14 protein-coding genes are annotated in these 14,003 nt (G+C 42.9%); 13 read left to right on the top strand and 1 reads right to left on the bottom strand.

Annotation, left to right across the window (positions count from 1 at the left end):
* The first annotated feature begins 12 nt into the window (after positions 1-12).
* From PR809_RS04685 to PR809_RS04740, 12 genes are all read left to right on the top strand, one after another.
* On the top strand, positions 13-822 hold the full coding sequence (locus PR809_RS04685; protein ID WP_102137617.1) for an AraC family transcriptional regulator: 810 nt from the start codon (positions 13-15) through the stop codon (positions 820-822).
* A 93-nt stretch (positions 823-915) separates the two neighbouring features.
* Positions 916-2,049 carry a 4-phosphoerythronate dehydrogenase PdxB gene (gene pdxB / locus PR809_RS04690; RefSeq protein ID WP_206276497.1) on the top strand — a complete coding sequence of 378 codons (1,134 nt, stop codon included), beginning with the start codon at positions 916-918 and terminating at the stop codon, positions 2,047-2,049.
* 86 nt (positions 2,050-2,135) lie between these two features.
* Positions 2,136-3,146 carry an aspartate-semialdehyde dehydrogenase gene (locus tag PR809_RS04695; protein WP_166264556.1) on the top strand — a complete coding sequence of 337 codons (1,011 nt, stop codon included), beginning with the start codon at positions 2,136-2,138 and terminating at the stop codon, positions 3,144-3,146.
* Positions 3,146-3,961: a tRNA pseudouridine(38-40) synthase TruA gene (gene truA, locus PR809_RS04700; protein ID WP_166264557.1), complete on the top strand. Its 816-nt coding sequence runs from the start codon at positions 3,146-3,148 to the stop codon at positions 3,959-3,961. The genes PR809_RS04695 and truA overlap by 1 nt, the downstream gene beginning before the upstream one ends.
* Positions 3,962-4,026: 65 nt before the next feature.
* Positions 4,027-4,713, top strand: coding sequence for a DedA family protein (locus tag PR809_RS04705; protein ID WP_042851864.1), 687 nt, complete (start codon positions 4,027-4,029; stop codon positions 4,711-4,713).
* A gap of 118 nt (positions 4,714-4,831) precedes the next feature.
* Entirely contained in the window at positions 4,832-5,803 is a 972-nt protein-coding gene (accD, locus tag PR809_RS04710; protein WP_102137621.1) for an acetyl-CoA carboxylase, carboxyltransferase subunit beta, read from the top strand.
* Positions 5,793-7,082 (top strand): bifunctional tetrahydrofolate synthase/dihydrofolate synthase, encoded by a 1,290-nt coding sequence (gene folC, locus PR809_RS04715; protein WP_206276496.1) that lies wholly within the window; start codon positions 5,793-5,795, stop codon positions 7,080-7,082. The genes accD and folC overlap by 11 nt, the downstream gene beginning before the upstream one ends.
* A gap of 5 nt (positions 7,083-7,087) precedes the next feature.
* A complete protein-coding gene (gene dedD / locus PR809_RS04720) occupies positions 7,088-7,741 on the top strand; it encodes a cell division protein DedD (RefSeq protein WP_206276495.1) in 654 nt (217 codons plus the stop codon).
* A gap of 179 nt (positions 7,742-7,920) precedes the next feature.
* Positions 7,921-8,424 carry a colicin V production protein gene (gene cvpA / locus PR809_RS04725; RefSeq protein WP_004912301.1) on the top strand — a complete coding sequence of 168 codons (504 nt, stop codon included), beginning with the start codon at positions 7,921-7,923 and terminating at the stop codon, positions 8,422-8,424.
* A 14-nt stretch (positions 8,425-8,438) separates the two neighbouring features.
* Positions 8,439-9,956 carry an amidophosphoribosyltransferase gene (gene purF, locus PR809_RS04730; protein WP_102137624.1) on the top strand — a complete coding sequence of 506 codons (1,518 nt, stop codon included), beginning with the start codon at positions 8,439-8,441 and terminating at the stop codon, positions 9,954-9,956.
* Between the two features lie 384 nt (positions 9,957-10,340).
* Positions 10,341-11,165 (top strand): YwqG family protein, encoded by an 825-nt coding sequence (locus PR809_RS04735; RefSeq protein ID WP_206276494.1) that lies wholly within the window; start codon positions 10,341-10,343, stop codon positions 11,163-11,165.
* Positions 11,166-11,269: 104 nt separating this feature from the next.
* Complete coding sequence (locus PR809_RS04740) at positions 11,270-11,842, top strand: UbiX family flavin prenyltransferase (protein WP_102137626.1); 573 nt, start codon at positions 11,270-11,272, stop codon at positions 11,840-11,842.
* A gap of 3 nt (positions 11,843-11,845) precedes the next feature.
* Here PR809_RS04740 and PR809_RS04745 read toward each other — a convergent pair whose 3' ends face one another.
* Positions 11,846-12,757: a TIGR01777 family oxidoreductase gene (locus PR809_RS04745; protein WP_102137627.1), complete on the bottom strand. Its 912-nt coding sequence runs from the start codon at positions 12,755-12,757 to the stop codon at positions 11,846-11,848.
* Between the two features lie 483 nt (positions 12,758-13,240).
* Here PR809_RS04745 and yfcD point away from each other — a divergent pair, with 483 nt between their 5' ends.
* Complete coding sequence (gene yfcD, locus PR809_RS04750) at positions 13,241-13,783, top strand: NUDIX hydrolase YfcD (protein WP_102137628.1); 543 nt, start codon at positions 13,241-13,243, stop codon at positions 13,781-13,783.
* The last annotated feature ends 220 nt before the right edge of the window (positions 13,784-14,003 follow it).

Here is a 14,003-nt window from a genome sequence, read left to right on the forward strand (position 1 = left end):
TCAGACAGGACTATGGAAAACTTAAAATCAGACATTTGGCAAATCAGTGAATGTAATATTGCAGAACCCGAATTGGTGGCTTTTCGGCACGAGCAAACGGCAGCTCTCACTGAGTATAAATCCCATTCGCACCCCTTTGGACAAATGCTGTATGTGGTTTGTGGCATCATGGAAATGGAGGTGGCAGGTCAACATTATTTAGCACCACCAGAATTTTGCATTTGGATCCCAGCGAACATTTCCCATGCTAGCTTTAATAAAGAAAGTGTCAAATTTCGGATCATAGATTTTGCACATGAATACAACCAAGTGCTCGCCCAGCGGCCTTGTGTGATTAAGCTTAGCCCTATATTTCAATCAATTATGACGGATATGTATCAACGCGGTATTGTTCAACCTGAAACCGCGCAAGACTTGCGTTTGGCGCATGTGTTGATTGACCAATTTCCATTGTCTTCCTGCCAAGACACCTATTTGCCTGTTTCAAAAGACAAATTTCTTGCCCCCATTTTATTAGAGTTACAAAGCGACCCAGCCGATAACACGACATTAGCACAATGGGCAAAACGCTATTACACATCGGAACGCACGTTATCAAGACGCTGCCAGCAGGAGCTAGGTATGTCATTTAGTGAATGGCGCCAACGCTTGCGATATCTACATGCGGTTGCGGGGCTAGAAAAAGGGAAGAGTGTACATGAAGTGGCACTGGATGTTGGATATAGCTCGGCATCCGCTTTTATTGCGATGTTCCAGCAAATATCAGGCGTGACACCAGACCGTTTTCGAGTGAAAGAATTTGCCGTAGAAGGCAACCTCTAATAGGCATCTGGCTTAAACCGTGGCAAAATATTATTCCACTTATTTATATAAATAACGACACAAAACAAAAAAGTGATTGATTAGGACAACAGCGTGAAAATTTTAGTCGATGAGAATATGCCCTATGCTCAAACTTTATTTAGTGAGCTTGGTGAGGTAAAAGCGGTACCAGGACGTCCTATACCAGAACAAGAATTAATTGATGCAGATGCACTAATGGTGCGTTCTATCACTAAGGTTAATGAATCACTACTCAATAATACCCCGGTTAAGTTTGTTGGAACCGCGACTGCTGGTTTTGATCATATTGATACCGAGTGGTTATCAACGGCAAATATCGGTTTTTCATCAGCGCCGGGTTGTAATGCGATAGCGGTTGTTGAATATGTTATTTCCTCACTATTATTGCTAGCGGAGCGCGATAACTTTGATTTACGTGATAAAACAGTAGGAATTATTGGCGTTGGCAATGTCGGAGGGCGCTTAGCCGCTAGGTTATCGGCTTGGGGCGTCAAAACATTACTTTGTGATCCACCGAGAGCAGCCAAGGGGGACGACGAGCCATTTGTTTCTTTTGACGATGTCCTCGAGCGCGCTGACGTCATTACCTTCCATACTCCGCTGAATATGTCAGGGGAGTATCAAACTTTCCATTTAATGGATGAAGCGCGTTTAGCAAAATTACAGGCTGGCACCATTTTGATTAACGCAAGCCGGGGTGAGGTAGTTGATAATAAAGCACTATTATCTGTACTTAACAACGGGAAAAAACTCAGTGTTATCTTAGATGTGTGGGAGCCAGAGCCTGATTTAGACACAGCACTTTTAGCATTAGTGGATATCGGCACGCCCCATATTGCAGGTTATACCCTAGAAGGCAAAGCACGAGGAACCACGCAAGTTTATGAAGCTTACTGTCAGTTTCTCGGCAAATCGTCACAAGTTTGCCTTTCATCCTTACTGCCTAAGCCAGATATCAATCAATTAACTTTCAATGGTAAATTAACGCAAAACCAGCTCAAAAGGTTAGTGCATCTCGTGTATGATGTGCGCCGAGATGACGCAGCGTTAAGAGCGGTTGCAGGGGTAAAAGGCGAATTTGATAAACTGCGCAAAAATTACCAAGAACGCCGTGAATGGTCATCCCTTGAAATTATTTGTGATAATGAACAAACGGCATCGAAACTGAATGCGCTGGGTTTTAAGGCACGTTTAACCCACGCATAATAAATGTAGTTAAAATGAACATCTAATTAAATAGCCCCTAATTATTGGGGGTTGTTTGATTTTTTTTATTTTTTAGAGGAATAGCCATGACTGAAGGTTGGAATATTGCAGTATTAGGCGCAACCGGTGCTGTAGGTGAAGCTATTATTTCACTGTTACAAGAAAGAGAATTCCCAGTCGGCGAATTGTATTTACTTGCCAGCGAGCGTAGTGCAGGGGAGAGCGTACGCTTTAATGGTAAAAGTATTCAAGTTGAAAATGTGGCCGATTTTGATTGGTCACAGGCACAAATAGCTTTTTTTGCCGCCAATGAAGGTGTGAGCCGAGAATATGCCGATTTAGCAGCGCAAGAAGGGTGTATTGTCATCGATACTAGCGGTGTATTTGCCCAAGAACCGGACGTGCCATTGATTGTCCCAAATGTGAATCCGCAAGTGTTAGCTGATTATCGCAACCGTAATATTATTTCATTGGCAGATAGCTCTGTGAGCCAATTATTAACAGCGATTAAACCGCTGGTGGATGCCGCAGGGTTAGGCCGTATTACCTTGACAAATATGCTGTCGGTTTCCAGCTATGGTAAAGCCGCAGTCGACGAACTGGCCGGGCAAAGTGCGCGTTTATTAAATGGTATTCCTGCCGAAGAGGGTCGTTTTAGTAAGCAACTCGCGTTCAATATGTTGCCATTATTGGCTGACATGGAAGGCAGTGTGGTTCACGAACGTCGTTTGGTTGAGCAAGTGCGTAAGGTATTGCAAGATGATGGCTTGCCAGTTGCGGTGAGCTTCATTCAATCCCCTGTTTTTTATGGTAATGCGCAAGTCGTTCATTTAGAAACATTGCGTCCAATGAGTGCAGAAGAAGCTAACGACGAACTTGAACGTTTTGAGGATATTCAGGTCTCAGAAGAGGGTGATTATCCCACACAGGTGACAGAAGCGTCAGGTCATGACCAATTAAGCATTGGTTGTGTTCGCAATGATTACGGCATACCTGAAATTTTACAGTTTTGGTCAGTGGCAGATAACGTGCGTTTCGGTGGGGCATTGATGGCAGTAGAAACAGCAGAAAAACTGGCTCAGGAGCTGTTTTACTAATGTCTGAGTCTACACAGTTGTATCGAATCGCCTTAGGTATTGAATACAACGGCAGTCGTTATTTTGGTTGGCAACGTCAGCAAGAAGTTAAAAGTGTTCAAGGCTGCTTAGAAGAAGCTTTATCAAAAATTGCTGCGGAGCCAATTAGCGTGTTTTGCGCAGGGCGTACCGATGCAGGTGTGCATGCCACAGGGCAAGTGGTGCATTTTGAAACCTCGGCCATCCGTAAAGAGGCGGCTTGGACGATGGGGACGAATACCCATTTACCTGCGGATATCGCTGTCCGCTGGTGTAAACCAGTGGCCGAGGAATTTCATGCACGCTTTAGTGCAACAGCACGCCGATATCGCTATGTGATTTTTAATCACCGTTATCGGCCTGCAATTTTGTCGAATGGCGTAACACATTTTCATTACCCGCTCGATGAAAAAAGAATGCATGAAGCGGCACAGGCGCTATTGGGTGAGCGTGATTTTACCTCATTCAGAGCAGTCCAGTGTCAGTCGAAGTCGCCATGGCGTAATGTGATGCATGTGAATGTCAGCCGCCACGGTAATTATGTGGTGGTAGACATCAAAGCCAATGCGTTTGTTCACCATATGGTAAGAAATATTGTCGGAAGTCTGTTGGAGATTGGCTGTGGCAATCAAAATATTGATTGGATGGCACATCTTCTTGAGTTAAAAGATCGCACGAAGGCAGCTGCAACCGCCAAAGCGGAAGGGTTGTATTTAGTGAGTGTCGATTACCCAGAGAAATTTGAGTTACCTCAGAATGTGATGGGGCCTCTTTTTCTGGCAGATGAACTGATGTAAAGCGAATTTTTATCTATCTCATAATTATTGCAAATAGCATGGATGCTATTATTAATGAGGATTATATGGAATTTATCACTTTTATTATCGACTTTATTTTACATATCGATGTACACCTTGCTGAACTGGTCAGAGATTATGGTACATGGGTCTATGGTATCCTGTTTCTGATCCTATTTTGTGAAACAGGGTTAGTGGTCACACCATTTTTACCTGGAGATTCGTTATTATTTGTTGCTGGCGCGATTTCGTCATTAGACAGCAATGACTTGAATGTCCATTTAATGGTCGCTTTAATGATCACCGCGGCAATTATTGGTGATGCAGTGAACTACACAATCGGGCGTATTTTTGGTGAGAAACTATTCAAAAATCCAGATTCGAAGATTTTTCGTCGTGTTTATTTAGATAAAACCCATGCTTTTTATGAAAAACATGGCGGTAAAGCGATTATACTGGCACGCTTTGTGCCGATAGTCAGAACTTTTGCGCCATTCGTTGCAGGAATGGGTAAAATGTCTTATCGTCACTTTGCGTTTTATAATGTGACGGGCGCGTTTATTTGGGTATTATTATTCACCTATGCAGGTTATTTCTTTGGTGAATTACCGTTCGTACAAAAGAATTTGAAATTACTGATAGTCGCGATTATCTTTGTTTCAATTTTGCCGGGTGTGGTTGAAATTATTCGTCATCGCCGGATCGCTGCAAAAGAAAAGCGTGCGGCAGCGCAAAAAATCGATAACCACTAAGCCGTTTAGCAAGGTGGTTTAACAAGTTTTTATCTACAGTGAGATATCATTGTGGTTTAATGGCAAAAAAATTACATACTGGTGATAACCAGAGTGAATCAGACAAAAAGGTCCATTAATGAGCTGGATTGAAAAAATTTTAAAGAAAGGTAACTTGACCCAATCACATAAAGCCAATATCCCAGAAGGGGTTTGGACTAAATGCGATAGCTGTGGGCAAGTATTATATGGTGCTGAATTAGAGCGTAATTTATCCGTGTGTCCAAAATGTGACCACCATATGCGAATTCACGCACGTCAGCGTTTAGAAACCTTCCTTGATGAAAACTCAACAACGGAATTAGGTAGCGAACTTGAGCCAAAAGATATCCTTAAGTTCAAAGATTCAAAAAAATATAAAGACCGTATTGCTGCTGCGCAAAAAGAAACAGGTGAAAAAGATGCGATCATCGTGCTAAAAGGCACATTGAAAGGCATGCCTGTTGTGGCTGCAGCGTTTGAATTCGCCTTTATGGGCGGTTCAATGGCCTCTGTTGTCGGTGCGCGTTTTGTGCGTGCGGTTGAACAAGCTCTGGAAGATAACTGCCCATTGGTTTGTTTCTCTTCAAGTGGCGGTGCGCGTATGCAAGAAGCACTGTTATCATTGATGCAGATGGCAAAAACCAGTGCCGCATTAGCAAAAATGCAAGAACGTGGTTTACCTTATATTTCAGTATTGACCGACCCAACCATGGGTGGGGTATCTGCAAGTTTAGCTATGTTAGGTGATATTAACGTGGCTGAGCCGAAAGCATTAATCGGTTTTGCGGGGCCGCGTGTTATCGAACAGACGGTTCGCGAAAAATTACCACAAGGCTTCCAACGCAGTGAATTCTTACTTGAGAAAGGCGCGATTGATATGATAGTTCGCCGCCCTGAGATGCGTGACCGTTTAGCTGAAATATTGGCAATGTTAACCAATAAACCAAGCTTTAATGAGACACCTATCATCGTAGCGGAAACGGTTGAAATCGACATTAACGCCGTTGATGAACTTGATGCCCAAGAGCCAAAAAAGGATTCTGAAAAGCATAAAAAAGATGATGAGTAATCTAATCATTCCTAACGCCAAGTCTCCTTTGGAGGCTTGGCTTTCTTATCTCACCGACCTACATAGCCAAAATATTGATATGGGGTTGGAGCGAGTCGGTCAAGTTGCTAGGAAAATGAACCTAACGCAACCTGCACCCAAAGTTATCACTGTCACTGGAACCAACGGCAAAGGAACAACCTGTCATACGCTAGAGTCCATTTTTATGGCTTCTGGGCTAAACGTTGGGGTTTACAGTTCACCACATCTTATCCGTTATACCGAGCGCGTTCGTATTCAAGGGCAAGAACTTCCCGAATCTGATTTCTGTGAGGCATTTGCCACAATTGAAGCCCAGCGTGCAGATATTTCGCTGACCTATTTTGAATATGGCACCTTGGCTGCGTTACAGTTATTTAAACAAGCTAAACTCGATATTGTGATTTTAGAAGTCGGTTTAGGCGGGCGGTTAGATGCGACAAATATCGTTGATGCTGACATTGCAGCGATCACCAGTATTGCCTTAGACCATATTGATTGGTTAGGCGCAGACCGTGAGCACATTGGTTATGAAAAAGCCGGCATTTTTCGCAAAGATCACTATGGTGTCGTTGGTGAGCCAGACATGCCAGCTTCAATTGCTCAAGTGGCTGAGCAGTTAGGTACGCGGTTATTTCGTCGTGGTGTGGATTGGCAATACAGTGCGCAAGAAAATAGTTGGTCATGGAAAAGTTCACAGCGTGAATGGCATAATTTGCCGTTACCCAATGTCCCTTTAGCGAATGCCGCGACGGCACTGGGTGTGGTAAGTTGCTTACTGGAAATTGACACTGATATTGCCCAGAAAGTGACTGAATCCGCTATTCATCAAGGTTTGAAATCGGCTCAATTACCGGGTCGATTCCAAATTATCGGTGAAAAACCGTTAATGATATTGGATGTCGCTCATAACCCACATGCAGCTGGGTACTTAGTCAGTAAATTAGCTACCTTACCGGAAACTAAAAACCGTCGCATTCGCGCGGTGGTTGGGATGCTAGGCGATAAAGATATCAAAGGGACGCTTGAGTGCTTATCACAACAAGTCACCGACTGGTACCTTGCGCCATTAACTGAGTTTAGGGGAGCCGATGTGGCCCAACTTAGTCAATATTTACCAGCAGCTAACCAGTTTGGCAGTGTAGAAAAAGCGTGGCAACAAGCTTGCGTCGATGCAAACGAGCAAGATGTGATTGTGGTGTGCGGGTCATTTCATACCGTCGCTCACGTCATGATGTTATTGGAAAATCAAGAAGGATAGTGCCGGTGGCTAGTAAATTTCAGAATCGACTTGCTGGCGCCATTGTGCTCGTAGCAGTAGGTGTCATTGTGCTTCCTGCTCTGCTTGATGGCGATAAAAAATACAATGAAAATGAATTTGCGGCCATTCCTATTATCCCTAAACCGGGTGATGAAGAAGATATTGAGGCAATAGCGCCTATTGTGAGTACGACAACCACCGCTTCTTCAGAAGGGGCTTCTGAAGCCATGTTGTCAGAAGCCATTACGCAGCAGCAAAACGAACAGGTTGAAACACGGCCATCGACAACAAGCCCTGCACCGAGCGTAGTTGAACCAGTCAAGCCGGATCCTAAGCCTGAACCTAAAGTTGAACCGAAGCCACAACCGAAGCCTGAACCTAAGCCTGAACCTAAGCCCGAGCCAAAACCTCAGCCACAGGGTAAAGCATTTGTGGTGCAAGTGATTGCATTGAACAATGCAAGTAAAGTTGAGGAGATAGTCGCTAAACTAAGGTTGTCTGGCTACCAAGTTTATACGGTGCCAGCAAAACCGGTGAATAATAAACTCACACGTATTTACGTAGGGCCAGAGGCCTCAAGGCAGCGCTTAGAAGCAGCTTTACCTGAATTGAACAAGATTACGGGAACAAAAGGAATAATTCAAAGCTATAAACCTTAAAATAGAATTTCAATAATCCCTAAAAGGTAAGGGGATTTAGTAACTTACTGCGGCGATTATGATTTTTTCTTTTCGCCGCTATTTTTTTAAAATTGATAGAAAAATGGTTACGCAAACGTTTTCGTTTTCTGTTAGAATGCACTTCGCTGATGTCGTGAGTGCGAATTTTGGAATAAAATATGGTCTGGATAGATTACACAATTATCGCCATTATTGGCTTCTCGGCACTAGTTAGCTTGATCCGTGGGTTTGTACGAGAGGCGCTCTCATTGGTTACATGGGGCTGTGCTTTTTTTGTTGCGAGTACGTTTTATCCTTATTTAGCGGGCTATTTTACTCGCTTTGAGGATGTGCTGGTTAGAAATGGCATTGCTATCGCTGCTCTGTTTATTGCCACATTAATTGTTGGCGCGGTGGTGAACTATGTGATTAGCTCGTTGGTACAAAAAACCGGGTTATCAGGCACAGATCGGGTTCTGGGGATCTGCTTCGGCGCGTTGCGTGGTGTACTGATTGTTTCGGCATTGCTGTTTTTTCTCGATACATTTACACCATTACCTCAAAGTGAGGACTGGCAGCGTTCGGAACTTATTCCGCAGTTCAGTCATATAATCAGGTGGTTTTTTGACTACCTGCAAAATGCGTCAAGTTTCCTACCGGAGAACATTTCTCCGTCTGGCTGATGAGGAAAGACTAAATGTGCGGTATTGTCGGTATCGCCGGTGTTACACCGGTAAACCAATCAATTTATGATGCTCTCACGGTGCTTCAGCATCGTGGGCAAGATGCAGCAGGTATTGCCACAATTGATGGCAAAAATAATATTCGTTTACGTAAAGCGAATGGCCTTGTAAAAGACGTCTTTGAAACCCGACATATGCTCAGACTACAAGGTTGTATGGGGTTGGGCCATGTTCGTTATCCTACAGCAGGCAGTTCGAGTGCATCAGAAGCACAGCCTTTCTATGTAAACTCACCTTTTGGTATTACCCTTGCACATAATGGTAATCTGACAAACGCTCACGAACTAACGCGAAGCTTATTTGAAACTGCTCGCCGCCATGTTAACACCACCTCTGATTCTGAAATACTACTGAACGTATTAGCGCATGAGCTGGATAGGTTTGACCATTTTCCTCTCGAGCCAGACAATGTTTTCAGTGCAGTGGCAGCCATGCACAAGAAAATACGCGGTGCATATGCATGCGTGGCATTAATTATTGGGCATGGCATGTTAGCCTTCCGTGACCCTCATGGTATCCGTCCGTTAGTATTAGGGCGCCGCATTACTGAAAGCGGTGAGCATGAATATATGGTCGCTTCAGAGAGTGTCGCGCTTGATACTTTAGGCTTCGAATTTTTACGCGATGTCGCTCCGGGTGAAGCGGTATATGTGACAGAAAGAGGGCAGTTATTTACACGCCAATGCTCTGATAACCCACAATTAACCCCATGTATCTTTGAATATGTCTATTTTGCTCGCCAAGACTCTTTTATTGATAAAGTGTCGGTATATAACGCAAGATTACGTATGGGGCAAAAACTGGGCGCCAAAATTGCCCGTGAATGGGAAGATTTAAATATCGATGTGGTGATCCCTATCCCAGAAACATCGTGTGATATTGCGCTAGAAATCGCACATATTCTTGATAAACCCTATCGCCAAGGTTTTGTGAAAAACCGCTATGTAGGCCGTACATTTATCATGCCGGGTCAGCAAGAACGTCGTAAATCCGTACGTCGTAAACTTAATGCGAACCGTGCAGAGTTTCGTGATAAAAACGTCTTACTCATCGATGACTCAATTGTGCGCGGAACAACATCTGAGCAAATTGTTGAGTTAGCGCGCGAAGCTGGAGCAAAAAATGTTTATTTTGCCTCAGCGGCACCCGAAGTGCGTTTCCCGAACGTGTATGGTATTGATATGCCAAATGCAAATGAATTGATTGCACACGGTCGTGAAGTGGATGAAATTCGTAAGCTTATCGGTGCAGATGGCCTGATATTCCAAGATTTAAGTGATTTGGTGGATGCTGTTAAAGAAGAAAACCCAGAAATCACGGAGTTTGAATGCTCGGTATTTGATGGTATTTATGTGACAAAGGATATCGACCAAAGTTATTTAGACTACTTAGAAAACTTACGGAAAGACGATGAGTTAAAGTTGAAGGACCAGAGTGAGGTTGAGGATTTGGAAATTTACAACGAAGGCTAAATTTTCGTCATAGTTTGGGCTACAGCGTTGTTGGCTTCATTCAGCTACCCAAGTCACATACTTTTGTATGCTCCTTGGGATAGCCTCATTTGCCGCCTAGCTGTAACCGAAACTATTTAGAAAATTAATGGTGATTGTGATTTTTTGTCGTCATTAAATTTACAGCGTTGTTGGCTTCATTCAGCTACCCAAGTCACATACTTTTGTATGCTCCTTGGGATAGCTTCATTCGCCGCCTAGCTGTAACCGAAACTATTTAGAAAATTAGTTATAGTTTTATAACTATGACTTGAAATGAAAGGGTAAGTTACAGTTATATCTGATTTAAAAGACGTAAAAATCAAGTAGTCTAGAGGGACATTAACTGTCTATTTGGAATGCTATATGGTCGACTTCAATTCCCTTCCTGATGTAATTAAACCTTTCGCAGATAAAATCAAAGCCACTAAAAAGCCGCTTGTTACAATGGCCTTAGCCCCAATTGAAAACACTGTGTTATGGGAGAGTCGAGTCGGTGGTATGCCATATTTGCCACTGAATGAAAAATACCCGACGAATAGTGAAGGAACTCCTTTAAAGTTGTTGGCACAAATTAATTTTGCACAAATGCCTAAACTCGAAAATTATCCAGAAAAGGGTATTTTGCAATTTTTTATTGGCGGTGATGATTTATATGGTGCCGATTTCAATGACAGACAAAACCAAGAAGATTTCAGGGTTATCTATTGGGAAGATATTATTGAAGACCAAGAGCAATTAACCCAAGATTTCTCTGAGGTTATTGCAGCGCACAGCGATGATTATTATACACCGATAGACTGTCAATGCCGTATTGAATATGCGCTCGCGGAGCAGTACATCAGTATCGATGATTTCCAATTTGGTCAGAAAATTTTAGGGGTCGACAACCTCTACGATTATGAAGACCAATTTGAAGGTGAAGACTTTTACGACGAATGGGTTGAACCTTATAGTGATGCATTCGAGTCAGGCGCTCACTGCATTGGCGGTTATCCATTTTTTACCCAAAGTGACCCAAGGGAATATGAAGAAAAAATTCAACAATATGAATTACTTCTGCAAATCAATAGTGATTATGAAATTGGGATCCTTTGGGGGGATATCGGTGTGGGTAATTTCTTTATTCACCCTGATGATCTGAAAAAACGTGATTTTAGTCGAGTCGTGTATAATTGGGATTGCGGCTGATAGCCAAAAAATTCGTCATAGCTAGAGCTACAGCGTCGTTGATATCTGCCATTCTAGTGAGATTTGTATATAATACGGTGAGTTATCGTGAATAGGGCAGCGAAATGAAAAAACTGATCATTGGGTTAACCGGGGCAAGTGGGGCTATTTATGGTGTCCGCTTGCTTGAAGTGTTGAAACCTGTCAAAGAGGTAGAAACCCATTTGGTGATGAGTGCGGCTGCCCGACAAACATTAGCATTAGAAACAGATTACAGTGTCAAAGAGGTTCAACAGCTCGCTGACCATAACTATGATAGCCGCGATATCGCAGCTGCGATCTCTTCGGGGTCGTTCCGTACTGCTGGCATGGTGATCATGCCTTGTACCATGAAGACGTTATCAGGTATTGTTCATAGTTATACAGATACGTTGGTCACTAGAGCTGCGGACGTGGTACTGAAAGAAGGTAAAAAATTACTTTTAGGTGTCCGTGAAACGCCATTGCATGTTGGGCATTTGAAATTAATGGTTCAAGCTGCAGAAATGGGAGCCGTGATCATGCCCCCAATGCCTGCGTTTTATCACCAACCTGAAACAATCCAAGATATTATTGACCAAACGGTTAACCGCATTCTTGATCAGTTTGATATCGAACTAGAACAAGACCTATTTCACCGCTGGCAGGGGGCGAAATAATATTTACTGATCAGCATGTGGAATAAGCAAGTCAGTAAGCGCTTCTTTTAATTCGATATGTTCAAATTGAAAGCCTGCCTCTTCTAATCGTTTGGGGATCGCTTGTTGGCCACCCAAGACCAGCGCTGCAGATTCACCCATAATGGTCTTAATCACAAAAGCGGGTGTTCGCACAAATGAAGGGCGATTGAGAACATCACCTAATGTGGCAGAAAATAAGTCATTATGAACCGGATAAGGTGAGGTCATATTAAAAGGGCCAGAGAGTGTTGGGGTATCTAATAGAAAACAAATCGCACGAACCATATCATTGATATGTATCCATGGCATGTATTGTTTCCCGTCACCAATTGGACCTCCCGCACCCATTTTAAAAATGGGGAGAATTTTGGCAAGTAAACCGCCATTCGCTGATAACACTAAGCCGGTGCGTAATAAACAAACACGCGTTTTTTCTGATTGTGCATTAGCGGCTAAAGCTTCCCAATGCTGTGTGAGTTGGTGAGTAAATTCATCGTGGGGCTGTTCGTCTTCTGTGACGACTGATTGGCCTTGGTTACCATAATAACCAACGGCTGAACCCGATAAAAATACGCGAGGTGGTGTTTCGCTGGCCGTAATTAATTCACTGAGCTGTTGAGTTAATTTCCAGCGGCTGTCACACAATAATTTTTTTTGTTCCTCTGTCCAGCGCTTGTCCGCGATGGGTTCGCCAGCAAGGTTAATGACAGCATCAAAGTCATTTAAGTGAGTTTGATCATTGAGCGTCGTCCAGCACTCAACAGCCTTGCAAAAATGGCTATAAACTTTTTGTGGAGAGCGGCTTAATACAGTAACCTGATGCTCTAGAGAGATCAGTTTTTGGATAAGTGGTGTTCCGATTAGCCCGGTGCCGCCTGTTATGAGTATCTTCATCGCCATCCCCGTCATATTTCAAACCGCAGCGTTGTTGCCTACGTTCTGTCACCTTAGTCACATACTTGTGTATGCTCCTAAGGATGCCATCTCTTAGCGCCTAGCTGCAATTTGAACTATTTAGGGGATACCCCCCTGTCAATATACTCAAACCGCAGCGTTGTTGCCTACGTTCTGTCACCTTAGTCACAATACACCAACTTTGCGTATTAACTTTTCATTAGTGTCACAAACTACAGCGTTATGATTTAACTATAGCATTTGTGAACACAATTTGTATGATTTGCTTGGGCTACCTTAAAGAAACAGGATTTCATTATCATTGTAATAAAGAAGTGTTTTTTTATGATGGCAACCCATCACAAATTCAGCTAGGATCGTTTCTATAGTTGTGGATCAATGCAGATTAGTATTGTTTGGCACACAATAATAATCAGTCTAATGATATAAGCAGTTTTAGCTTAAAAATAAAAGGTTTACAGGATGGAACAACCAACCGAAGTCGTTGAGTGGGTCGATATTGTTGATGAAGACAATACGGTGATTGCTCAGGCAACACGTAGCCAAATGCGAGCAGAAAACCTACGCCATCGTGCAACTTACATCGTTGTCCATGATGGAATGGGAAAAATACTGGTTCAACGACGCACAGACATTAAAGATTTTCACCCCGGCTTCCTTGATGCAACAGCAGGAGGAGTCGTTACAAAAGGTGAAAACATCCTTGATTCTGCAAAGCGCGAAGCGGAAGAAGAGCTGGGTATTGCAGGTGTTCCTTTTGCTGAACATGGCCATTTTTATTTTGAAGATGCGCATTGTCGTGTATGGGGCGGGTTGTTTAGTTGTGTAAGCCATGGCCCATTCGCTTTACAAGAGTCTGAAGTGGCTGAGGTCAGTTGGTTGACCCCGAAAGAGATCAGTGCACGCTGTGACGAATTTACGCCAGATTCACTCAAAGCGCTTTCTTTATGGTTAACGCGTAATAATGAGTTAGAAAAAACCATCACTTGTGCTGAAAACTTATAACTACTCAGACTTAAATGATTAAAGGGCTAATTTATTTAGTCCTTTTCTTTATTTTCCCTAAAATCAAATCTCTAGCAAAGTTAATTTCTGGCTAATATATAACTATTAGTTATAAAAAACTTGTATGTTAAACGATGTATTCATTTCCACACTAGATATAATGTGGCAGATCTTAACATTTATCGTTTGCGATATGATGCACATGCGTGATGTAGATATG

This window comes from Providencia sp. PROV201, assembly GCF_028479545.1.
GTDB classification, from domain to species: Bacteria; Pseudomonadota; Gammaproteobacteria; order Enterobacterales; family Enterobacteriaceae; genus Providencia; species Providencia huaxiensis.